The 20,870-nt window shown below is 70.1% G+C and carries 22 protein-coding genes; 9 read left to right on the top strand and 13 right to left on the bottom strand.

Going from position 1 to position 20,870, the window contains the following annotated elements:
- Positions 1-657, bottom strand: coding sequence for a PilN domain-containing protein (locus D9C15_RS07655; RefSeq protein WP_127996854.1), 657 nt, complete (start codon positions 655-657; stop codon positions 1-3).
- Positions 654-1,733 carry a pilus assembly protein PilM gene (locus D9C15_RS07650; RefSeq protein WP_127996853.1) on the bottom strand — a complete coding sequence of 360 codons (1,080 nt, stop codon included), beginning with the start codon at positions 1,731-1,733 and terminating at the stop codon, positions 654-656. The genes D9C15_RS07655 and D9C15_RS07650 overlap by 4 nt, the downstream gene beginning before the upstream one ends.
- 269 nt (positions 1,734-2,002) lie before the next feature.
- Here D9C15_RS07650 and D9C15_RS07645 point away from each other — a divergent pair, with 269 nt between their 5' ends.
- The gene (locus D9C15_RS07645) at positions 2,003-4,366 is read left to right on the top strand and encodes a penicillin-binding protein 1A (protein WP_127996852.1); all 2,364 of its coding nucleotides are present in this window, start codon (positions 2,003-2,005) and stop codon (positions 4,364-4,366) included.
- Between the two features lie 11 nt (positions 4,367-4,377).
- Here the strand turns inward: D9C15_RS07645 and cyaY are convergent, their stop codons facing one another.
- The gene (gene cyaY, locus D9C15_RS07640; RefSeq protein WP_127996851.1) at positions 4,378-4,743 is read right to left on the bottom strand and encodes an iron donor protein CyaY; all 366 of its coding nucleotides are present in this window, start codon (positions 4,741-4,743) and stop codon (positions 4,378-4,380) included.
- Between cyaY and lptM the strand changes: the two genes are divergently transcribed.
- Together lptM and lysA are read left to right on the top strand one after the other, a co-directional pair.
- On the top strand, positions 4,655-4,897 hold the full coding sequence (lptM, locus tag D9C15_RS34535) for an LPS translocon maturation chaperone LptM (protein ID WP_375138759.1): 243 nt from the start codon (positions 4,655-4,657) through the stop codon (positions 4,895-4,897). The genes cyaY and lptM overlap by 89 nt on opposite strands.
- A complete protein-coding gene (gene lysA / locus D9C15_RS07630; protein ID WP_127996849.1) occupies positions 4,894-6,162 on the top strand; it encodes a diaminopimelate decarboxylase in 1,269 nt (422 codons plus the stop codon). The genes lptM and lysA overlap by 4 nt, the downstream gene beginning before the upstream one ends.
- Here the strand turns inward: lysA and D9C15_RS07625 are convergent.
- From D9C15_RS07625 to D9C15_RS07590, 8 genes are all read right to left on the bottom strand, one after another.
- Positions 6,159-7,160 carry an ABC transporter ATP-binding protein gene (locus D9C15_RS07625; RefSeq protein ID WP_127996848.1) on the bottom strand — a complete coding sequence of 334 codons (1,002 nt, stop codon included), beginning with the start codon at positions 7,158-7,160 and terminating at the stop codon, positions 6,159-6,161. The two genes, lysA and D9C15_RS07625, sit on opposite strands and share 4 nt — an antisense overlap.
- The gene (locus tag D9C15_RS07620; RefSeq protein ID WP_127996847.1) at positions 7,157-8,137 is read right to left on the bottom strand and encodes an ABC transporter ATP-binding protein; all 981 of its coding nucleotides are present in this window, start codon (positions 8,135-8,137) and stop codon (positions 7,157-7,159) included. Before D9C15_RS07620 ends, D9C15_RS07625 begins: the two co-directional genes overlap by 4 nt.
- 1 nt (position 8,138) lies before the next feature.
- Positions 8,139-9,050 (bottom strand): ABC transporter permease, encoded by a 912-nt coding sequence (locus tag D9C15_RS07615; protein ID WP_127996997.1) that lies wholly within the window; start codon positions 9,048-9,050, stop codon positions 8,139-8,141.
- A gap of 2 nt (positions 9,051-9,052) precedes the next feature.
- Positions 9,053-10,264 carry a M20 aminoacylase family protein gene (locus D9C15_RS07610; protein WP_127996846.1) on the bottom strand — a complete coding sequence of 404 codons (1,212 nt, stop codon included), beginning with the start codon at positions 10,262-10,264 and terminating at the stop codon, positions 9,053-9,055.
- Positions 10,264-11,247, bottom strand: coding sequence for an ABC transporter permease (locus D9C15_RS07605; protein WP_127996845.1), 984 nt, complete (start codon positions 11,245-11,247; stop codon positions 10,264-10,266). The genes D9C15_RS07610 and D9C15_RS07605 overlap by 1 nt, the downstream gene beginning before the upstream one ends.
- Before the next feature lie 68 nt (positions 11,248-11,315).
- Complete coding sequence (locus tag D9C15_RS07600) at positions 11,316-12,044, bottom strand: DUF3047 domain-containing protein (RefSeq protein WP_240668325.1); 729 nt, start codon at positions 12,042-12,044, stop codon at positions 11,316-11,318.
- A 1-nt stretch (position 12,045) separates the two neighbouring features.
- Entirely contained in the window at positions 12,046-13,284 is a 1,239-nt protein-coding gene (locus D9C15_RS07595; protein WP_127996844.1) for a porin, read from the bottom strand.
- A 169-nt stretch (positions 13,285-13,453) separates the two neighbouring features.
- Positions 13,454-14,551: a porin gene (locus D9C15_RS07590; RefSeq protein WP_127996843.1), complete on the bottom strand. Its 1,098-nt coding sequence runs from the start codon at positions 14,549-14,551 to the stop codon at positions 13,454-13,456.
- A 211-nt stretch (positions 14,552-14,762) separates the two neighbouring features.
- On the opposite strand from D9C15_RS07590, the gene coq7 reads away from it, so the two are divergent.
- Complete coding sequence (gene coq7, locus D9C15_RS07585; protein ID WP_127996842.1) at positions 14,763-15,407, top strand: 2-polyprenyl-3-methyl-6-methoxy-1,4-benzoquinone monooxygenase; 645 nt, start codon at positions 14,763-14,765, stop codon at positions 15,405-15,407.
- 16 nt (positions 15,408-15,423) lie between these two features.
- On the opposite strand, the gene D9C15_RS07580 is transcribed toward coq7, so the two are convergent.
- On the bottom strand, positions 15,424-15,846 hold the full coding sequence (locus D9C15_RS07580) for an OsmC family protein (RefSeq protein WP_127996841.1): 423 nt from the start codon (positions 15,844-15,846) through the stop codon (positions 15,424-15,426).
- Between the two features lie 346 nt (positions 15,847-16,192).
- On the opposite strand from D9C15_RS07580, the gene ilvA reads away from it, so the two are divergent.
- Both ilvA and D9C15_RS07570 read left to right on the top strand, forming a co-directional pair.
- Positions 16,193-17,755 carry a threonine ammonia-lyase, biosynthetic gene (gene ilvA, locus D9C15_RS07575; RefSeq protein ID WP_127996840.1) on the top strand — a complete coding sequence of 521 codons (1,563 nt, stop codon included), beginning with the start codon at positions 16,193-16,195 and terminating at the stop codon, positions 17,753-17,755.
- A 105-nt stretch (positions 17,756-17,860) separates the two neighbouring features.
- The gene (locus D9C15_RS07570) at positions 17,861-18,931 is read left to right on the top strand and encodes a nicotinate-nucleotide--dimethylbenzimidazole phosphoribosyltransferase (protein ID WP_127996839.1); all 1,071 of its coding nucleotides are present in this window, start codon (positions 17,861-17,863) and stop codon (positions 18,929-18,931) included.
- Positions 18,932-18,937: 6 nt separating this feature from the next.
- On the opposite strand, the gene D9C15_RS07565 is transcribed toward D9C15_RS07570, so the two are convergent.
- Complete coding sequence (locus D9C15_RS07565; protein WP_127996838.1) at positions 18,938-19,558, bottom strand: type II secretion system protein N; 621 nt, start codon at positions 19,556-19,558, stop codon at positions 18,938-18,940.
- A gap of 61 nt (positions 19,559-19,619) precedes the next feature.
- On the opposite strand from D9C15_RS07565, the gene gspG reads away from it, so the two are divergent.
- The 3 genes from gspG to gspI are packed head-to-tail and all read left to right on the top strand — an operon-like array spanning position 19,620 to position 20,867.
- Entirely contained in the window at positions 19,620-20,057 is a 438-nt protein-coding gene (gspG, locus tag D9C15_RS07560; RefSeq protein WP_127996837.1) for a type II secretion system major pseudopilin GspG, read from the top strand.
- Positions 20,032-20,511 carry a pilus assembly FimT family protein gene (locus D9C15_RS07555; RefSeq protein ID WP_127996836.1) on the top strand — a complete coding sequence of 160 codons (480 nt, stop codon included), beginning with the start codon at positions 20,032-20,034 and terminating at the stop codon, positions 20,509-20,511. Before gspG ends, D9C15_RS07555 begins: the two co-directional genes overlap by 26 nt.
- Positions 20,508-20,867, top strand: coding sequence for a type II secretion system minor pseudopilin GspI (gene gspI, locus D9C15_RS07550; protein ID WP_127996835.1), 360 nt, complete (start codon positions 20,508-20,510; stop codon positions 20,865-20,867). Before D9C15_RS07555 ends, gspI begins: the two co-directional genes overlap by 4 nt.
- Positions 20,868-20,870: the final 3 nt, after the last annotated feature.

Genomic DNA, 20,870 nt, shown 5'->3' with positions numbered 1-20,870 from the left:
TCACACCTTCTTCGCGGCCGCAGCGGCGGCAGGGGTCACCGGTGCCGCGCCGGAGGCGGCACCCGCGGGCGCGGAGGCCGCTTCCTGCGGCCGCTTGACGGCCAGGCGCATGCCGAACTCGAACAGTTGCCGGCCGCCGTCCTTGGGCGCGTTGGGGCCCGAGGAGGCGTTGGTCGCCTTGCTCTCGATCAGCTCCGGACGGACCAGCCATTCCGAGCTGTACGCCGTGTTGCGCAGCAGCTCGGAGATGCGCTCCTGCGTCTGCGCGATGCCGCTGACCGACAGGGTCTGGCCGTCCTGCTTGATGGTCTTGAAGTAGATGCCCTCGGGCGTCTGCTTGACCAGCTCGTTGAGGATGTGCACCGGGACGTTGCGGTCGATCTGCAGGTCCTCGACCGCCTTCTGGCGCGCCTTCAGGGCCTCGATCTCGGCCTTCAGCGTCGCGATGTCCTTGATCTGGACCTCGAGCTTCTTGATCTCGGCGGTCAGGAACTCGTTGCGCTCCTGCTGCGCCGCGGTCATCTGCTGGACCACCAGGAACCACAGGCCGACGATGCCCAGGCCGACGCCCGCCGCCACGCCCAGGCCGGCGAAGAACGCGACCTTCCTGCGGCGGCGCTTTTCTTCCCGGTGGGGAAGAAGGTTGATCAGGATCACTGCAGGAACCTCCGCATCGCCAGACCGCAGGCGGTCAGGTAGGACGGCGCCTCGCGGCGCAGCTTGCTCTCGCGCACGGCGGAGCCGAGCTTCATGTTCTCGAACGGGTTCACGACCATCGACGCGAAGCCGGTCAGCTCGGTCACCCGGTCCTTCAGGCCCGGCAGCGTGGCAGTGCCGCCGGCCAGCATCACGTAGTGCACCTTGTGGTGCGGCGTGCTGGTGAAGAAGTACTGCAGCGCGCGGCCGATCTCCTGCGACAGGCTGTCGACGAAGGGCGCGAGCAGGGAACTTTCGTAGTCCTCGGGCAGGTCGGCGGCGAGCTTCTTCTGCTCGGCCTCCTCGTACGAGAAGCCGTACTGGCGCGAGATCAGCTGGGTCAGCTGCGAGCCGCCGAAGGCCTGGTCGCGGTCGTACAGCATCTCGTCGTCGCGCAGCACCTTCAGGCTGGTGGTGTCGGCGCCGATCTCGAACAGCGCGACCAGCGCATCCTTGCCCTCGCTGGGCAGCGCCGCCACCACGCGGCTCATCGCCAGGCGCGAGGCGTGTGATTCGATGTCCAGCACGGCGGGCTTCAGGCCGGCCGCTTCGGCCAGGCCCTGGCGGTCCTGCACACGGTCCTTGCGGGACGCCGCGATCAGCACCTCGACGTCGCCGACCGAGGTCGGACTCGGGCCGATGACGCAGAAGTCCAGGCTCACTTCATCGAGCGAAAACGGGATGTACTGGTTGGCCTCGCTCTCGACCTGCATCTCGAGCTCTTCCTCGCGCAGCCCGGCCGGCAGCATGATCTTCTTGGTGATCACGGCCGATTGCGGCATCGCCATCACGACCTGGCGCGTCTTGGTGCCGCTCTTGGCGACGACCCGCTTGACCGCCTCGGCCACCTCGTCGAACTTCTCGATCTGGCCGTCGGTGATCCAGCCCTTCTCGAAGCTCTCGGAGGCAAAACGCTCGAGCACGTACTCGCCGTTGGCCGTCTGCCCGAGTTCGACCAGCTTGACACTCGAGGAGCTGATGTCCAGCCCGATCACCGGCGGATGCTTGCGGCCCAGAAGGGTGTCCAGAAAGCTCACGACGCCTTTCCCCCCAGCGCTTCGAGGACACGCTGGAACTGTTAATAAGTTACTTCAATGCTAGCAGTAAAGCCTTTGTGGACCATAGAAAAATGCCCGCCGCAACGCCTCGCGCCGTTGCAAAACTCACACTGCCCTCGGACGTTTCGAAGTGGTCACAAACCCCGTTATCGGCAGGTGCCGCCACGGCCTTCGCGCCGTGACAAATTGATGCATCCGGGCCTGGCGGGAGCCGGTTTCTATAATCCCTCCAGCTTCATTGGAGTGCCATGAGCGAGACCGAGGGCGCGGGTGCGTCGGGCCGCAAGGCCGCCTCTTCGCTGCCCGGGTGGGCCGCGTGGCCGCTGCGTGCGGTGCTCGCGCTGCTGGGCCTGGCGTTGGCGGGCTTCGCCGCATTGCTGATGACGGTGGCCATCGCGCTGGCGGTGGCCTACCCGAACCTGCCGGAGATCGGCGGCATCACCGACTACCGGCCCAAGCTGCCGATGCGCATCTTCTCGGCCGACGGCGTGCTGCTGGGCGAGTACGGCGAGGAGCGACGCAACTTCACGCCGATCGGGGAGATCCCGAAGGTGATGCAGCACGCGGTGCTCGCCATCGAGGACGCGCGCTTCTACGAGCACAGCGGGGTCGACTACAAGGGCGTGCTGCGCGCCGGCCTGGCGCACCTGAGCGAATCTCGCAGCCAGGGTGCCTCCACCATCACGATGCAGGTGGCACGCAACTTCTACCTCTCCACCGAGAAGACCTTCACCCGCAAGATCTACGAGGTGCTGCTGGCGCTGAAGATCGAGAGCCTGCTGTCCAAGGAGCAGATCCTCGAGGTCTACATGAACCAGATCTTCCTCGGCCAGCGCGCCTACGGCTTCGCGGCGGCCAGCGAGATCTACTTCGGCAAGCCGCTGCGGGACATCACCGTCGCCGAGGCGGCGATGCTCGCCGGCCTGCCCAAGGCGCCCTCGGCCTACAACCCGATCGTCAACCCGAAGCGTGCCACCGAGCGGCAGCAGTACATCATCGACCGCATGCTCGAGAACGGGTTCATCACCCAGGAGCAGCACGACGCCGCCAAGACCCAGCAGCTGCGCTACCGCGCACCCAGCGAGGTGGCGGTGCACGCCGAATACGTGGCCGAGCTGGCGCGCCAGCTGATCTTCTCGCAGTACGGCGCCGAGGCCTACACGCGCGGCCTGAACGTGCACCTGACGCTGAACTCGGCCGAGCAGATGGTCGCCTACCGCGCGCTGCGCAAGGGGATCATGGACTACGAGAAGAGGCAGGTCTACCGCGGCCCGGAGGCCTACATCGACCTGCCTGGCAACCTCAAGGACGTCGACGCGCGCATCGCCGAGGCCTTGCAGGACCACCCCGACAACGACGAGCTGAAGGCCGCCGTCGCGCTCGAGGCCGGGCCGAAGAAGGTGGTCGCGGTGCTGGCCAGCGGCGAATCGGTGACGATCACCGGCGAGGGCCTGAAGCCGGCCACGTCCGGCCTCGCCGAGAAGGGCAACCCGAAGACGGCGATCCGGCGCGGCGCGGTGATCCGGCTGATCAAGGGCCCCAAGGGGGACTGGAGCATCACCCAGCAGCCCGAGGTCGAAGGTGCCTTCGTCGCGCTCGATCCGCGCACCGGCGCGATCCGCGCGCTGGTGGGCGGCTTCGATTTCTCCAAGTCGAGTTTCAACCACGTCACCCAGGCCTGGCGCCAGCCGGGCTCGAGCTTCAAGCCCTTCATCTACTCGGCCGCGCTGGAGAAGGGCTTCACGCCGGCCACGGTGATCAACGACGCGCCGCTGTTCTTCGATGCCGACGTGACCGGCAGCCAGCCCTGGGAGCCGAAGAACTACGACGGCCAGTTCGACGGCCCGATGTCGTTGCGGCGCGGTCTGGCGAAGTCGAAGAACATGATCTCGATCCGCATCCTGCAGGCGATCGGGCCGGCCTATGCGCAGGAATGGGTCACTCGATTCGGCTTCGAGGCGGAGAAACACCCTGCCTACCTGACGATGGCGCTGGGCGCCGGCTCGGTGACGCCGCTGCAGATGGCCAGCGCCTACGGCGTGTTTGCCAACGGCGGCTACGCGGTCAACCCGTTCCTGGTGAGCCGGCTCACCGACAGCAAGGGCCGGGTGCTCAACGAGCCCAAGCCGCCGGTGCTGGACGAGTCGATGCGTGTGCTGGACGCCCGCAACGCCTTCGTGATGACCAGCCTGCTGCAGGAGGTCACGCGCTCGGGCACCGCGGCGCGCGCGCAGGGCACCCTCAAGCGGCCCGACGTCTACGGCAAGACCGGCACCACCAACGACTCGAACGACGCCTGGTTCGCCGGCTGGCAGAAGGAGGTCGTGGGCGTCGTCTGGCTGGGTTACGACCAGCCGCGCAAGCTGGGTGACCGCGAGACCGGCGGCGGTCTCTCGCTGCCGGTGTGGATCGACTACATGAGCGTCGCGCTCAAGGGCGTGCCGGTGTCCGAGCCGGCGCCGCCGCCCGGCGTGGTCAACGTCGGCGGCGAGTGGTACTACGACGAGTACGCCAACGGCTCGGGCGTCAGCAGCCTGGGCATGGAGGAGGCGCCGGAGGCGCCGCGCAACGACGAGGAGCGCAAGAGCATCCTCGACCTGTTCAACCGCTGATCAGGCGCGGTTCAGCTCGCAGGCGGCTCGAAGCGCAGCGCCCGGCCGGCCTGCTCGCTGGCGCGCTGCGACAGCTCGTCGAAGAAGTCGCGCCCGTCGCGTGTGTCGCGCCAGCGGCCCTGGTGGTGCTTGTAGTGGTAGCCCCCGGCGCGGGCCGCCAGCCACAGCTCGTGCAGCGGTGGCTGCGTGTTGATCACGATCTTGCCGCCGCGGCCGAAGTCCAGCTCGAGCAGCCCGCCGGTGCGGTGGGTGTCGATGTCGACCACGTCGTCCTGCAGCCAGCGGTCGATGGTGGCCTCGATCTGGGCCAGCACCGCCGAGGTGGCGGCGTGGTACTGCGCGTCGGTCAGGGTCGTGGGCTCGAACGGGAGGGTCATGGCGCTCGCTAGAATCGCTGGCATGTTGCAGCGCCACATCAGTGTAGTCCTGCTGGGTGCGGCGCTGGCCCTCTCGGCCTGCGGCCAGAAGGGGCCGCTGACCCTGCCCAAGCCCCTGCCCTCCTCCAGCGCGGCCTCCGCGCCCGCTCGATGACCCTGCCCGGCCACCCGCATGTCGCCTACCACGGCGACACGCTGCACCTCGACGACCTGCCGCTGGACGACCTCGCTGCCCGCTTCGGCACGCCGCTGTATGCCTACTCGCGCCGCGCGATGCTGGAGGCGCTGGCCGGCTACCAGCGTGCGCTGGCCGGCCGCGAGCACCTGATCTGCTATGCGATGAAGGCCAACAGCAACCTCGCGGTGCTGCAGACCTTCGCGCGCTCCGGCTGCGGCTTCGACATCGTCTCCGGCGGCGAACTGCAGCGCGTGCTGGCCGCCGGCGGCGACGCGGCCCGGGTGGTGTTCTCCGGCGTCGGCAAGACCCGCGCCGAGATGGCCCAGGCGCTGCAGGCCGGCGTGGCCTGCTTCAACGTCGAGAGCGAGGGCGAGCTCGAGGCGCTGAACGAGGTCGCGTGCGGCCATGGCGCACGCGCCCGCGTCAGCCTGCGCGTCAACCCGGACGTCGACGCGAAGACCCACCCCTACATCTCGACCGGGCTGAAGGGCAACAAGTTCGGCATCGCGCACGACCGCGCGCTCGCCGTCTACCGCCGGGCCGCGGGCCTGCCCGGGCTGGAGGTGGTCGGCATCGACTGCCACATCGGCTCGCAGATCACGCAGGCCGAGCCCTACCTCGACGCGCTCGACCGCGTGCTCGACCTGGTGGAGGCGGTGGAGGCCGCCGGCATCGCGCTGCCGCACCTGGACCTCGGCGGTGGCCTGGGCATCCGCTACACCGACGAGCAGCCACCGGCCGCCGAGGCGCTGGTCGGCGCGATGCTCGCGCGCATCGATGCACGCGGCCACGGGCGGCGCAAGATCCTGCTCGAGCCGGGGCGCTCGCTGGTGGGCAATGCCGGCGTGCTGGTGACGCAGGTGCAGTACCTCAAGTCCGGCGGCGACAAGAACTTCTGCATCGTCGACGCGGCCATGAACGACCTGATGCGCCCGGCCATGTACGAGGCCTGGATGGACATCGTCGCGACGCGGCGCGGCACCGCCCCGGTACAGACCTACGACGTGGTCGGCCCGGTGTGCGAGTCGGGCGACTGGCTCGGCCGCGAGCGCCGCCTCGCGGTGCAGCCGGGCGACCGCATCGCGGTGCTGTCGGCCGGCGCCTACGGCATGAGCATGGCAAGCAACTACAACACCCGCGGCCGCGCCGCCGAGGTGATGGTCGACGGCGCCGAGGCCTGGCTGATACGCGATCGCGAAGCACCCGCCGAGCTTTTCCGCGGCGAGCACCTGCTTCCCTAGATCCGCCCTTCCTCCACCGCGTGGCAGGCCACGCGCACCGTGCCGATCAGCGTGTCGGCCGGCCGCTCGCGGCGGCAGCGTTCGTTTGCATGCGGGCAGCGCGGGTGGAACGCACAGCCCGGCGGCGGTGCGAGCGGGTTCGGCACCTCACCCTGCACCGGGGTGCGCGCGCGCCCGCTCATGTGCACGTCGGGGATCGCGTCCAGCAGCATGCGCGTGTAAGGGTGGCGCGGGTGTGCGAACAGTTCGGCCTTGGGCGCCACCTCGACCAGGCGGCCGAGGTACATCACACCCACCTCGTCGGCCACGTGGTGCACCACCGCCAGGTTGTGCGAGATGAACAGGTAGGTCAGCCCGCGCGAGCGCTGCAGGTCCTTCATCAGGTTGAGCACCTGGGCCTGCACCGACACGTCCAGCGCCGAGGTCGGCTCGTCGCAGACCAGGAACTCGGGCTCGGTGGCCAGCGCGCGGGCGATCGAGATGCGCTGGCGCTGCCCGCCGGAGAACTGGTGCGGGTACTTGGCCACGTCCGCCGCGGCGAGGCCGACCGAGGCGAGCAGTGCCTCGACACGCGCGCGCAGTGCTGCCGCCCCTTGCACCAGGCCGTGCTCGCGCAGCGGCTCGGCGACGATCTCGAGCACCGTCCAGCGCGGGTTCAGGCTGGCGTACGGGTCCTGGAAGATCATCTGCAGGCGCCGCCGCAGCGCGATCGCCCCCGGCGCCGCGAGCGCCGCGGTGCTGTCCTCCCCGTCGAAGCGCAGCGTGCCGCGCGTGGGCTGCAGCAGGCCCACCAGCAGGCGCGCGACGGTGCTCTTGCCGCAGCCGGATTCGCCCACCAGCGCCAGCGTGCGGCCGCGCGCGATCGTGAAGCCGATGCCGTCCACCGCATGCACGAACTGGCGCGGCCGGCGCTCGAGCACGCGGTTCAGCCAGGGCGCCGAGACCTCGAACACCTTGGCCAGGTCGATCACCTCGACCAGCGGCGTGCCGGCACTCACTGCTGCCCCCCGGGCGCCGCGTGCAGCCAGCAGGCGGCTTCGGTCGCGCCGGCCGGGCGCAGCTCGGGCCGCTCGCGCCGGCAATGCTCGAGCGCCTGCGGGCAGCGCGGGTGGAAGGCGCAGCCGGGCGGGATGGCGTCGAGCCGCGGCATCGCGCCGTCGATCTGCAGCAGGCGCTCGCGCTGCGTGTCCATCGCCGGGATCGAGCCCATCAGGCCGAGCGTGTAGGGGTGCGCCGCGCGCAGGATCACGTCGCGCACCGGGCCGATCTCGGCCACGCGGCCGGCGTACATCACAGCGACCCGGTCGCAGGTCTCGGCGATCACGCCCATGTCGTGCGTCACCAGCATCACCGCCGCGCCATGCTCGCGGCAGACACGCTTGAGCAGCGTGATGATCTGCGCCTGCACCGAGACGTCGAGCGCGGTGGTCGGCTCGTCGGCGATCACCAGACGCGGCTCGGCCGCCAGCGCGAGCGCGATCACGACGCGCTGGCGCATGCCGCCGGAGAACTGGTGCGGGTACTGGTCGATGCGGCTCTCCGGCGCCGGGATGCCCGTGTCGCGCAGCAGCGCGATGGCACGCTCGCGCGCGACGCGCTCGTTCAGCGGCAGGTGCGCTCGGATCGTCTCGACCAGCTGGCGGCCGACGGTGTAGAGCGGGTTCAGCGAGGTGAGCGGGTCCTGGAACACCGCGCCGATGTGGCGGCCGCGCAGGCGGCGCATCTCGTCGGCGCCCAGCCGGTCGATGCGCCGGCCCTCGAGCCGGATCTCCCCGGCCGCGATGCGCCCGGGCGGGGGCAGCAGCCCGATGATGGCCGAGCCGGTGAGCGACTTGCCGGCTCCCGATTCGCCGACCACGCCGAGCACCTCGCCGGGCGCGATCTCGAACGACACGTCGTCGAGCGCGACCAGCGTGCCGCGGCGCGTCGGGAACTCGACGCGCAGGTGGCGCACCTCCAGCAGCGGTGAACCCATCTCAGCGCAGCCTCGGGTTCAGCGCGTCGCGCAGCCAGTCGCCCAGCAGGTTGACCGACAGCGCGATCAGCACCAGCACCGCGCCGGGAAAGATGGTCACCCACCACTCGCCCGAGAACAGCGCGTCGTTGCCGTTGCGGATCAGCGTGCCGAGCGAGGGCTGGGTGGGCGGCACGCCGACGCCGAGGAAGGACAGCGTCGCCTCGATCAGGATCGCGGTGGCCACCTGGATCGTGGCCAGCACCAGCACCGGGCCGAGCACGTTGGGCAGCACGTGGCGACGCATGATGCGCAGCGGCGGCACGCCGATCAGGCGCGCCGCCTGCACGTACTCCTTGCGCCGCTCGACCAGCGTGGAGCCGCGCACCGTGCGTGCGTACGGCACCCAGCCGGGCAGCGCGATGGCGAGGATCAGCACCGCGAAGGCCAGCGTGTCGTGGGCGTTCGGGAACAGCGCCCGTCCGACGCCGTCGATCAGCAGCGCGACGAGGATGGACGGGAAGGACAGCATCACGTCGCAGATGCGCATCAGCAGCGCATCCAGACGCCCGCCGACGAAGCCGGCCAGCAGCCCGAGGCTCACGCCGAGCGCCATCGACAGCAGCACCGACGCGAGGCCGACCACCAGCGAGATACGCGCGCCGTACATCAGCGCCGACAGCACGTCGCGGCCCTGGTCGTCGGTGCCCAGCAGGTACTTCGCGCGGCCCTCGTCGGCCCAGGCCGGCGGCAGGCGCGCGTCGGCCAGCTCGAGCGTGGCGAGGTCGAAGGGGTCGTGCGGCGCGAACCAGGGCGCGAGGAAGGCACCGGCCGCGCAGACGAGCGCGATCACCGCCGCCGCCATCGCCACCGGCGAGGCGCGGAAGCTGTGCCAGAGGTCGCCGTCGAAGAATCGCCGCAGCGCCGCTTGCATCGTCACGACGCCGGCAGCGCCTGCTCGACGAGCGCGGCGTGCAGCGCGGCGCCCAGCGGCAGCACCGCGTCGTTGAAGTCGTAGCGGCTGTTGTGCAGGAAACAACTGCCCTCGCCGCCCTGCCCCAGGCGCAGGTAGGCGCCGGGCTTGACCTGCAGCATGAAGGAGAAGTCCTCGGCGCCCATGCTGGGCACGAGCTGGCGCACCACGCGCGCCTCGCCCACCAGGCCGGCCGCGACGTCGGCGGCAAACTGCGCCTCGCGCTCGCTGTTGATCGTGGCCGGGTAGCTGCGCTGGTACTTCAGCCGCGCGGTCGCGCCGAAGCCGAGCGCGACCGACTCGACCAGCCGGCCGAGCCGCTCCTCCATCATGTCCTGCACCTCGCGCCGGAAGGTGCGCACCGTGCCGACCAGGCGCACCTCGCGCGGAATCACGCTGTAGGCGCCGAGTTCGCCGGCCTGCATCGAGCACAGGCTGAGCACCGCCTGGTCCATCGGGTTGACGTTGCGCGAGACCAGGCTCTGCGCGGCGGTGATGATGTGCGCGGCCACCAGCACCGGGTCGGTCGCCAGGTGCGGGTGCGCACCGTGCCCGCCGCGGCCCTGCACGATGACCTCGATGCGGTCCGATGCGGCCATCATCGGCCCCGGGTTGATGCCGATCGTGCCGGCCGGCAGCGCCGGCCAGTTGTGCATCGCGTAGACCGCGTCGACCGGGAAGCGGTCGAAGAGCCCGGCGTCGATCATGGCCTTGGCGCCGGCGAAACCCTCCTCGCCTGGCTGGAAGATCAGCACCGCACGGCCGTCGAAGCGGCGCGTCTCGGCCAGGTAGCGCGCGGCGCCGACCAGCATCGTCACGTGGCCGTCGTGGCCGCAACCGTGCATCAGGCCACGTGTGGCCGAGCGCCACGCGAACTCGTTCTCCTCCACCAGCGGCAGCGCGTCCATGTCGGCACGCAGGCCGATGGCACGCGCGCTCGCGTCGCGCCCGCCGCGCCCGTGCACGACGCCGACCACCCCGGTGCGCGCGACGCCCTCGTGCACCTCGTCCACCCCGGCCACCCGCAGCGCCTCGGCCACGCGGGCGGCGGTGCGGCGCTCCTCGAAGCCGAGTTCGGGGTGGGCATGCAGGTCACGGCGGAACGCGGTGAGCTCGCCATGCCACTCCGACAGGCGACGGTAGACCCCGGTGGGAGCCTCGGCAACGGTCGACATCAATGGCCTCCGGCGCCGGCATCCAGGCGCAGGCGCGGGTCGACCACGAAGTACAGCAGGTCGACCACCAGGTTGATCAGCACGAACACCAGGGCGATCAGGCACAGGTAGGCCGCCATCACCGGGATGTCGGCGAACTGCACCGACTGCACGAACAGCAGCCCCATGCCGGGCCACTGGAACACCGTCTCGGTGATGATGGAAAAGGCGATCAGCGCGCCGAGTTGCAGCCCGACCACGGTGATCACCGGCACCAGCGTGTTGCGCAAGGCATGGCCGAAGTAGACCACGCGATCGGGCAGACCTCGTGCCAGGGCGAAACGGATGTAGTCGGTGCGCAGCACCTCGAGCATCTCGGCGCGCACCAGCCGCATGATGAGCGTGAGCTGGAACACCGACAGCGTGACCGCGGGCAGCACCAGGTGCTTCCAGCCGTCCAGCGTCAACAGCCCGGTGCTCCACGCGCCGAGCTGCACCACGTCGCCGCGGCCGAAGCTCGGCAGCACCTTGAGCATCACCGCGAACACGAGGATCAGCAGGATGCCGATCAGGAAGGTGGGCAGCGACACCCCGAGCAGCGAGACGGTCATCAGCACCTGCGACAGCACCGTGCCGCGGCGCAGGGCCGCGACCACGCCCATCGGGATGCCGACCACCAGGGCCAGCACGGCGGCGGCCACCGCAAGCTCCAGCGTGGCCGGGAAGCGCTCGGCGATCAGCGTCGACACCTTGCGGCCCTGGCGCAGGCTGATACCGAAGTCGCCGCGCAGCGCCTGGGCGCAGAAGGCCGCGAACTGCATCGGGAAGGGCCGGTCGAGCCCGAGGTCGGCCCGCAGCTGGTCACGCTGCTCGGGCGTCGAATCCGGCCCGGCCATCTGCATCACCGGATCGCCGACGTACTGGAACAGCATGAAGGCGATGAAGCCCACCGTCAGCATCACGAGGACACCCTGCACCAGGCGACGCAGCACGAAAGCCAGCATGCACTCAGTTCAGCAAATCGCGCGCCATGCGCCAAGCGGGGTTGCCCGCAGCCGTCGCCCCGCAGCGTTCAGAGACGGCGGCCGTCGCGGCCGTAGAGGCGCACCTCGCCGTAGCGGGCCAGTGCGCGGCCGCCGGTGTTGTCGGCATCGCTCATGTAGGCCACGCCGATGAGCCGCCCGGGTTCCTCGCCGAAGGCCTGCCGGAAGTCGGCCACCAGGTCACGCCGGTAGCGCAGCCACTGGCCACGGCGCGCCGCGCCGGACTCGAGCACGATCTTGCGCACCCGGTCCGTGCGGTGGCCCTGGAACAGCGTCTCGGGTGCGGCCCGGTTGTCCCACACGTACATCAGGGTGGCGTAGGGCGGCGGCTCGCCGGTCAGCGTCTCGGCCAGCTCGAACACGGCGCGGTTGCGCAGCGACAGCCGCGAGTGGTCGCCGTCGAACGCGAACAGCACCCGCACCGGCGAGTCGGACCGCTCGGCCACGCCGAGGTCGGCTTCGGCGATCAGTTCATCGACACGCCAGGAGAACTCGACCTGGGCAACCTGGGCGGGCTCGAGTTGCAGCGGGCGCCGCAGCATGCTCGCGGAGGCCTCCGCCTCGGCACGCACGACCGGCCGCCCATCTTCCTTGTCAGGCAGGTAGCGGGTCCGCCGTTTGCCCGGCAGCACGAACTCGTTCCAGCCCGACAGGCCCGGCGACGGATCGGACCCGATCTCGGCCGGTGGCGTCGCGCAGCCCACCAGCCACAACATCGCCGCTGCCGCGCAGACCGCGGCACTGCGCGGCAGGCGCACGTCAGAAGCGGTGGCGCAGGCCGAGCGCGACGCTGTTCGAGTCGGTACCGGCGCGGTCGGTCACGCCGCCGATGAAGCCGGCCTGGCCCGGGGCGGCCTGTCCGAGGTTCTTGTTGTTGAAATGGGTCAGCACCGCGTTGACGTCGGTGCGCTTGGAGAACGAGTACGTGTAGGCCACGCCATAGGACATGGTATCGGCGTTGTTCGGGCGCTTGTCGTCGTACGAGGTGGCGGCCAGGTACACGGTGTGCGGGCCCGTCACCATCTTGTAGCCACCGTGGTAGAGCCGGCCGTCCTGGCGCAGCGCGGCGGTGAAGGCGTCGGCCACCTGGCCGCCGATCACCGGGCCGAGCTGGGGATTGCTCACCAGCGAGGCGCGCAGCGCCGACAGGCCGGCCGGGTTGTCGTCCTTCACCTGGGCATACTGGCCGTACAAGGCGCCCGGCCCGATCGCGAAGTAACCGCCCAGCACCAGCGAGCTCAGCGCCTTGTCGCCACGTTCGTTGTTGCGCGTGTTGTAGCCGATGCCCGCGCCGAACGCGTCGGCCTTGTACATCGCCATGCCGCCGATCATCCGGCCGGTCGACGTGCTGCCCTCGCCGAGGCCGTACATCAGCGACGCCGAGAACGGGCCCTGCGCGATGCGGTAGGCAACTGCATTGCTGACGCGGATGTCGACCGACGGCGGGAACGAGGCCACCTGGCCGGCGGCCAGGCTGGACTGCGTACCCATCACGTCGAAGCTCGCCGACACCTCGTAGGCCGGGGTGTACTGGCGACCCGCCAGCCCCGCGCCGAACGGCGTCACGAGACCGACAAAGACCTGCCGGTCCCACATGTTGTTGGCCAGGTTGACGCCGATGGTACTGCCCAGTGCCGCCGCGACGTTGTCGACCGCCGGCTGCAGGAAGGTGGGCAGGCCCAGGAGCGTTGCATTGGTCAGCCGGTCGGGCAGCTGCGAACCCGACAGCGGCCGGTTGTTGATGCCGCCGGTGTCGATCTCCATGCGGTGTTCCATCGTGAACAACGCGCGATAGCCGCCGCCCAGGTCCTCGTTGCCGCGGAAACCCAGGCGCGAGCCATCCATGATGCCGCTGACCAGGAAGGTCCGGGTCCCACCGCGCAGGCCGGTGACCTGGCTGACCCCACCGTCCAGGATGCCGTAGGCGGTGACGCTGCTCTGCGCGAACGCGGCGGAGGAGGCGGCAGCCAGGGCGGTCAGCGCGAGGATTCTTTTCATGGTGGTCTCCGATCGGTGATCCGAAGATTGTGCCGAGCGCCACCGGGCATGGCCGCTGCCTGTCGCGCCGGACCCACGCTGGTTTTCCTTGAGAACCTGTCGCGCGGACGACAGGACCATGAAAAAGGCCGCCCGAAGGCGGCCTCGAGGATCGGGCGCGAAGCCTCGATCAGAACGTGTGGCGCAGGCCGAAGGCGTAGGCCGTGCTGTTCTTGCTGTTGTTGCCGTCGAAGCCGACCTCGAGGTCGTCGTTCGCCGTCGACAGGTCGAGGTACAGGTTGGTGCGCTTGCTCAGGTTGTAGTTGTAGCCGATCGCGAACTTCTTGACCTTGGTCTCTTCCGTCGCGCCTACCGGTTCAGCCGTCAGCTGGCCGAAGCCGACCTTCAGCAGGCCGGGGCCAAGGGGGGCCGTCGCGCCGATCAGGAAGAACTTGTTCGTGCCTTCGCTGTTCACGCCGGTCTTCGTGCGGATGTAGTAACCCATCAGCTTGGCCACGCCGAAGTCGTAGGCTGCCGCCAGGTTGACCAGCGAGTTGCCGTCGCTGTTGGCATTGGTGCCGGTCTTCTTGCCATAGCCGATACCCGCGTAGATCGGGCCGCCCGAGTACTCGACGTTGATGCCGGCATCGCGGTTCAGCGTGGTCGAGCCTTCACCCAGGCCGACCGCGGCGTTGACGGTCAGCCCACCCAGGTTGGGCGACTTGTAGCCGATGCCGTTGGTGTGGCGGCCGGCGGGGTTGCCATCGGGCAGGCCGTCACCGCCCATGTTGGTCTCGTGCGTACCGGCCAGGCCGTACACGAAGCCGGTGAACTGACCCACGCCGTCCGGGCCGAACGGGTCGGACTTGGCTGCCAGCCAGAAGAACGGCGCGTACTCGCGGCCCAGATAGACCGAGCCTGCGGCGGCGCTGGTCAGCTGCACGTAGCTGCGGCCGGCCCAGAACGGGCTGCCGGCGGCACCGTCATCGGGCGTGAAGCGGTGTTCGATCTGGAACTGGGCCGACAGGCCGCCGCCCAGGTCTTCGGTGCCGCGGAAGCCGAGGCGCGAGGCGGTCGACTGCTGCAGCTTCCAGGCCTTCGTGCCCAGCGGGCCGCAGGTGTTCGTGGTCGCGCTCGGGACCTCGCACACGCCCGGGCTGTAGGTGTTGCCACCGTTGGACTTCTGCACAGCCAGGTCGACCACGCCGTAGATCGTCACCGACGACTGGGCCGAGGCCGCACCGGCGAACGCACCCAACACGGCGAGAGCGAGCAGAGATTTTTTCATTGCGACTATCTCCTAAGTTGAACAAGAGGTCCCGATCGACTGGCGCCCTTTTCGGGCAGATCAGGCCGAACCCCCTCAGCGGAAGTTGGGCGTATTGCACCAGACGGCCTCCGGGGTTGCAAAGATTTGGGACGAATATCGAACCCCTTGTTGCCTGATCACAACGGCCGGCCACGATGCCATTCCGGGCCAGGCGCGACATACTTGTGTCATGACTTCCTGGCAGCCCTTGAGCGGCACGGATGCCGTGATCGCCGCCGTCGACACCGCCTTGCGAACCCTGGCCGGCGCCAGCCATGCGGGGCGACCCTGCCCCAGCGCACCTGAACCGGATGGGGACCTTGGCGCGGACGAGCGCCGACTGTCCGGCTCACTGATGCGCGTCAATCACGTCGGCGAGGTTTGCGCCCAGGCGCTGTACAGCGCGCAGGCGTTGACGGCACGCGATCCGGTTCTGCGCCACCAGTTCGATGCCGCGGCCCGCGAGGAGACCGACCACCTGGCCTGGACCCAGCGACGCCTGGGCGAACTCGGCGCCCGGCCGAGCCTGCTCAATCCGCTGTGGTACGGCGGTGCGTTTGCGATCGGCCTGCTGGCCGGGCGAGTCGGCGATGCGACCAGTCTGGGCTTTCTCGTGGAGACCGAGCGCCAGGTCGAGCAGCATCTGGAAGGTCACCTGGATCGGCTGCCCGCCGCCGACAAGGCCTCTCGCGCCATCGTCGAGCAGATGCGGCAGGACGAAGCCCGCCATGCCGATGCCGCCCAGGCGGCCGGTGCCGCCGAACTGCCCGCGCCGGTGCGCTGGGCGATGCGGGCAGCGGCCAAGGTCATGACCGTCACCGCGCACCGCTTCTGATCCCGAACCGCGCTGGTCAGGCGGCCACGATCTCGAAACTGGTCGTCATCTCCGCGGTCTTGCCCAGCATGGCGCTGGCCGAGCAGTACTTCTCGTGCGACAGCTTGACCGCGCGTTCGACCGCCGATTCCGGCAGATCGCGCCCGGTGACGATGAAATGCATGCGGATGCGGGTGAATACCTTCGGATCGACGTCAGCCCGGTCGGCCTCGATCCTGACCTGGCAGCCGCGCACGTCGTGCCGGCCGCGCTTGAGGATCAGCACGACGTCGTAGGCGGTGCAGGCGCCGGTGCCGGCCAGCACCGTCTCCATCGGTCGCGGCGCGAGGTTGCGACCGCCACCGTCGGGCGCGCCATCCATCGTGATCAGGTGGCCGCTGCCCGTCTCGGCGCTGAAGGCCATGCCGGCGGCCGGCAGCCAATTGATCGTGCACTCCATGCTCGGTCCCCGGGTTTGGCCGGTCGATGTTGCACCCCAGCGGTGCACCGGCGGCGCGTATTGTGCGCTGCATCACGTCGCCGAGAGATCGCTCTAAGTTCACGCGATGAAGTTATTGCGGCGCAGCATGAAAGCGCCTACACTCGATTCATTCGGTGATCGTCTTCTGTCGTTTGTGTTCGTTTAGACGCGATTCGATCTCCGATCCGCTTGTCTCCTCCACCTCCTCCATTGGTGGATTCAGCCCAAGGCAGCAATGCCTTGGGCTCTTTTCTTTGGGCGGCACCCAGCGCCCGCGCGGCTATGATGCGGCGCCGCAACGGCCCACCGCCCGGAGAAGATCGCCATGGCCGGCTCCCGCCGCAGCCCGACCCCCACCGACAAGCGACCGCGACTCAAGCCGGCCGACTACCTGCAGAAGATCCTGACCGCGCGTGTCTACGACGTGGCGATCGAGTCGCCGCTGGACAGCGCACGCAGCCTGTCCAAGCGCCTGGGCAACCAGGTGCTGCTGAAGCGCGAGGACAGCCAGCCGGTGTTCAGCTTCAAGCTGCGTGGCGCCTACAACAAGATGGCGCACCTGAGCCCGGAGCAGCTGCAGCGCGGCGTCATCTGCGCCTCGGCGGGCAACCATGCGCAAGGCGTGGCGCTGGGCGCCAGGCGGCTCGGCTGCCGCGCCCTGATCGTGATGCCGGTGACCACGCCGCGCCTGAAGATCGACGCGGTGCGCGCGCTCGGCGGCGAAGTCGTGCTGCACGGCGACAGCTACTCCGACGCCTATGTGCACGCGCTCGAGCTGGAACGCTCGCAGGGCCTGACCTTCGTGCACCCGTTCGACGACCCGGACGTGATCGCCGGGCAGGGCACGATCGCGATGGAGATCCTGCGCCAGCACCAGGGCCCGATCGACGCGGTGTTCGTCGCGATCGGCGGCGGCGGGCTGATCTCGGGCGTGGCGGCCTACATCAAGTCGGTGCGGCCGGAGATCAAGGTGATCGGTGTGCAGACCACCGACTCGGACGCGATGGTGCGATCGGTGCGTGCCGGCAAGCGCGTCACGCTGGCCGACGTCGGCCTGTTCTCCGACGGCACCGCGGTCAAGCTGGTCGGCGAAGAGACCTTCCGCCTGACGCGCCGGCTGGTCGACGACTTCGTGGTGGTCGACACCGACGCCGTCTGTGCCGCGATCAAGGACGTGTTCCAGGACACCCGCAGCATCCTCGAGCCGGCCGGCGCGCTCGGCGTGGCGGCGATCAAGCAGTACGTCGAACAGCACCGCACCAAGGGGCAGACCTACGTCGCCATCACCTGCGGCGCCAACATGAACTTCGACCGGCTGCGCTTCGTCGCCGAGCGCGCCGAGGTGGGCGAGGCGCGCGAGGCGCTGTTCGCGGTGACGATCCCCGAGGAGCGCGGCAGCTTCAAGCGGCTGTGCGGGTTGATCGGCGCGCGTGCGGTCACCGAGTTCAACTACCGCATCTCCGACTCGGACCAGGCCCATGTGTTCGTCGGCGTGGCCACCACCAACCGGGAGGAGGGCCACAAGCTGGCGCGCCATCTCGAGCGGCACGGCTTCCCGACCCTGGACCTGACCGACGACGAGCTCGCCAAGCAGCACCTGCGCCACCTGGTGGGCGGGCGCAGCGAACTGGCGCAGGATGAACGGCTGTTCCGCTTCGTCTTCCCGGAGCGTCCGGGGGCGTTGATGCGCTTCCTCGAGAGCATGCACCCGGACTGGAACATCAGCCTGTTCCACTACCGCAACCAGGGTGCGGACTACGGGCGCATCCTGGTCGGGCTGCAGGTGCCGCGCTCGGACAAGCAGGCCTTCCGCGCCTTTCTCGAGGGCCTGGCCTACCCATGCGACGACGAGACGGACAACCCGGTGTACCGCTTGTTCCTGCGCTAGAACGCACGGCGCGGCGGGATCGCATTGCACGGCGCGGGGCCGCGGCCTCACAATAAGTGAGCGGCCGCGCCTGTCGGCGCGATTCCTGCATCCCCCAGCGCCTCCATGTCGGTCAACCGTTCGCTGATCACGCCCACCGCCAACCCGCTGCTCGAGCAAGCCCTGCGCGAGAAGCTCGGTCGCCGCGGCGAGACCGTCGGCAGCCTCGGTGAACTCGAGCCGCTGGCGGTGCGCCTGGGGCTGATCCAGAACACGCTCAAGCCGCGCTTCCGGACGCCACAGATTGTCATGTTCGCCGCCGACCATGGTCTGGCGGTCGACGGCATCGGCATGCCCGGGCGCCCGTCGACGGCCAGGCTGGTCGGCAGCCTGCTGTCCTCGCAGCTGCCGGTGGCGGTGTTCGCACGCATCCAGGGGCTGGAGCTGTCGGTGGTCGACTGCGGCGTGGCCGAACCCGTCGCACCGCACGCACGCCTGCTGGCGCGCAAGATCGCCCATGGCACGCGCAGCGCACGCGCCACCATGGCGATGTCGCTCGACCAGGCCCACGCGGCCATCCGCGCCGGCATGGAGATCGCCGACTCGCTGCCCGGCAACGCGATCGCCTGCGCTGGCGTCGGCGTCGGATCGCAGGAAAGCGCGGCGCTCGTGCTGTCGCGCCTGGGCGGCACGGAACTGCGCGACCTGCTCTACGCCGGTCCGTCGATGACGCCCGAGGACCTGCAGCACCTGATGAACGTGTTGCAGGGTGCGCAGCTGCGCCACAAGGACGCGGCCGACCCGGTCGAGGCGCTTGCCGCCTTCGGCGGTTTCGAGATGGCGATGATGGTCGGCGTGATGCTGGTGGCCGGCAGCAAGCGGCACCTGATCGTCGTCGACGGCGTGCCGGCCTGCGCCGCGCTGATGGTCGCCTCGCGCATCGCGCCGGCGGTCACCGACTATTGCGTCTACTGCCGCAGCCACGGCCACCAGGGGCTGGACCGCACGCTGGCACTGTTCCAGGCCTCGGCGCTGCTCGAGCTCGGCATGGAGAGCACCGACGGCACCGGCGCCACGCTGGCCTGGCCGCTGATCCGCAGCGCCGCGGCGCTGCTGACCGAGGTGGCCGAGGGCGAGGACCCCGGACCCTCGCGGCCCACGCCGATTCCGACGCTCAGCGGGCTCGGGACGCTCTGATCCGCCTCAGCGGTTGGCCGCGCCGGGGGTGCGCGGCAGCCTCGCGCCCGGCGGCAGCGGCTGCGGCGGCGGGGGCATCTGGCCCGGCTGCATCTGCCCGGCACCCTGCCCCGGCGGGAGCATGCCGACGGCCGGCTGCGGCGCAGGCGCGCCGGGCCGCACCATCTCCATCGCCACCGGCGGCAGGCTGCCGGTGGCCGCCAGCGGCAGCGGCGGCACCTCGAGGGTCAGCGCCGGGGCGCCTTCCTTCGGGCCGATCGCCGCGCTGCGCAGGCTGACGGCCTGCAGCACCAGGTCGCCGTCCAGCACCGACCCGACGGCGTAGGTGCGTGCCGGCCGGCTGTCGACCGCGATTGTCGCGAAGCCGCTGGTGGCCGGCGGACGGGCCGCCATCACGCCCAGCAGCTTGAAGCGCGAGGCCAGTTCCGGTGCCGCGACCGGCGCCGCCACCTCACGCGGCGTGACGCCGAGCAGCCGGCCGAGATCGCCGCGCTGCGCGGTCGATTCGCCTACCGTCACCGCATAGGGCGGCGCGCTCGGCGCGGCGACGAACAGGCGCAGTCCCCAGAACACCGCAGTCGCGGCGACCAGGGCCCAGGCGGCAAAGGCGGCGAATCTTGCCAACATGCGCGGATTATCATCGAGCGCTTTCGCAACCACCGGCCCTGCCCCGCGGGGCGGTCACAAGATGTCGCAACCCTCGTCCTTCCGGCGCCTTCGCTCGCGCGGCTTCACGCTGATCGAGCTGATGGTGGTGCTGGTCATCATCGGCGTGCTGGCCGCGCTGATCGTGCCCAACGTGCTCGACCGGGCCGACGACGCCCGCGTGACCGCCGCGCGTACGGACGTCAACAACCTGATGCAGGCGCTCAAGCTGTACCGGCTCGACAACCAGCGCTACCCGACCGGCGAGCAGGGCCTGCAGGCGCTGGTGATCAAGCCGACCGGCGGGCCGATCCCGCCGAACTGGAAGCCCTACCTCGAGAAGCTGCCGAACGATCCCTGGGGCAAGCCCTACCAGTACGCCAACCCCGGCCTGAAGGGCGAGATCGACGTGTTCAGCTTCGGCGCCGACGGCGTGCTGGGCGGCGAAGGCAAGGATGCGGAGATCGGCTCCTGGCAGTGACGCGCGGCGCTCGGCCGGCTTCACGCTGGTCGAACTGCTGATCGTCGTCGCCTTGATCGCCGTGGCCAGCGGCGTCGTCAGCCTCGCGCTGCGCGACCCGGCGGCCACGCGCCTGGAGCGCGAGGCGGCGCGGCTGTCCGCCCTGCTCGAGGCGGCCCGCGCGGAGTCACGCGCCTCGGGCGTGGAGGCGCGCTGGGAGCCGCGCCGCGAGCAGGCCGACGAACCCGGCTTCCGCTTCCTCGGCCTGCCCGCCTCGATCGAGCTGCCCGAGCAGTGGCTCGGCGAGGGCGTGCGTGCCGAGATTCCCGGCGCGCGCGCGTTGCTGCTCGGCCCGGAGCCGCTGATCCCGCCGCAGCGCGTCCTGCTTCGGCTGGACCGGCAGTACCTGCTGCTCGGCACCGACGGCCTCGGGCCGTTCACGGTGCTGGAGACCGGCTCGGAGGCGCTGCAATGAGGGCATCGAAGGGCTTCACGCTGATCGAGGTGCTGGTCGCGCTCGCCGTCGTCGCGGTGACGCTCGGCGCCGGCATCAAGGCGGCCGGCGCCCTCACCGGCAATGCGCAGCGCCTGGCCGAGGTCAGCACGGCGCAATGGTGTGCCGACAACCAGATCACCGGGCTGCGCCTGGCCAAGGTGTTCCCGAGCGTGGGCGACGGCGACTTCGCCTGCGAGCAGCTCGGTCGCAGCTTTTCCGGCAGGCTGGTGGTGCGGCCGACGCCCAACCCGAACTTCCGGCGCGTCGACGCGCAGGTGTTCAACGAGGTCGGCGAGCCGCTGCTGACCCTGTCCACCGTGCTCGGCCGGTACTGAGCC

This window comes from Piscinibacter defluvii (assembly GCF_004011805.1).
Lineage (GTDB): Bacteria > Pseudomonadota > Gammaproteobacteria > Burkholderiales > Burkholderiaceae_C > Piscinibacter > Piscinibacter defluvii.
Note: the sequence above shows the minus strand (reverse complement) of the source record. Positions and strands in the feature narration are given on the sequence as shown.

Excerpts from the sequence above, each read along its gene's own strand:
- D9C15_RS07570 (WP_127996839.1), top strand. The coding sequence starts at position 17,861 with ATGTCGGTCAACCGTTCGCTGATCACGCCCACCGCCAACCCGCTGCTC.
- ilvA (WP_127996840.1), top strand. The coding sequence starts at position 16,193 with ATGGCCGGCTCCCGCCGCAGCCCGACCCCCACCGACAAGCGACCGCGA.
- D9C15_RS07580 (WP_127996841.1), bottom strand. The coding sequence starts at position 15,846 with ATGGAGTGCACGATCAATTGGCTGCCGGCCGCCGGCATGGCCTTCAGC.
- coq7 (WP_127996842.1), top strand. The coding sequence starts at position 14,763 with ATGACTTCCTGGCAGCCCTTGAGCGGCACGGATGCCGTGATCGCCGCC.
- lptM (WP_375138759.1), top strand. The coding sequence starts at position 4,655 with ATGGTGGCCTCGATCTGGGCCAGCACCGCCGAGGTGGCGGCGTGGTAC.
- D9C15_RS07565 (WP_127996838.1), bottom strand. The coding sequence starts at position 19,558 with ATGTTGGCAAGATTCGCCGCCTTTGCCGCCTGGGCCCTGGTCGCCGCG.
- D9C15_RS07555 (WP_127996836.1), top strand. The coding sequence starts at position 20,032 with ATGCGGAGATCGGCTCCTGGCAGTGACGCGCGGCGCTCGGCCGGCTTC.
- D9C15_RS07595 (WP_127996844.1), bottom strand. The coding sequence starts at position 13,284 with ATGAAAAGAATCCTCGCGCTGACCGCCCTGGCTGCCGCCTCCTCCGCC.
- gspI (WP_127996835.1), top strand. The coding sequence starts at position 20,508 with ATGAGGGCATCGAAGGGCTTCACGCTGATCGAGGTGCTGGTCGCGCTC.
- D9C15_RS07620 (WP_127996847.1), bottom strand. The coding sequence starts at position 8,137 with ATGGGTTCACCGCTGCTGGAGGTGCGCCACCTGCGCGTCGAGTTCCCG.
- D9C15_RS07615 (WP_127996997.1), bottom strand. The coding sequence starts at position 9,050 with ATGCAAGCGGCGCTGCGGCGATTCTTCGACGGCGACCTCTGGCACAGC.
- cyaY (WP_127996851.1), bottom strand. The coding sequence starts at position 4,743 with ATGACCCTCCCGTTCGAGCCCACGACCCTGACCGACGCGCAGTACCAC.
- D9C15_RS07605 (WP_127996845.1), bottom strand. The coding sequence starts at position 11,247 with ATGCTGGCTTTCGTGCTGCGTCGCCTGGTGCAGGGTGTCCTCGTGATG.
- D9C15_RS07590 (WP_127996843.1), bottom strand. The coding sequence starts at position 14,551 with ATGAAAAAATCTCTGCTCGCTCTCGCCGTGTTGGGTGCGTTCGCCGGT.
- gspG (WP_127996837.1), top strand. The coding sequence starts at position 19,620 with ATGTCGCAACCCTCGTCCTTCCGGCGCCTTCGCTCGCGCGGCTTCACG.
- D9C15_RS07610 (WP_127996846.1), bottom strand. The coding sequence starts at position 10,264 with ATGTCGACCGTTGCCGAGGCTCCCACCGGGGTCTACCGTCGCCTGTCG.
- D9C15_RS07645 (WP_127996852.1), top strand. The coding sequence starts at position 2,003 with ATGAGCGAGACCGAGGGCGCGGGTGCGTCGGGCCGCAAGGCCGCCTCT.
- lysA (WP_127996849.1), top strand. The coding sequence starts at position 4,894 with ATGACCCTGCCCGGCCACCCGCATGTCGCCTACCACGGCGACACGCTG.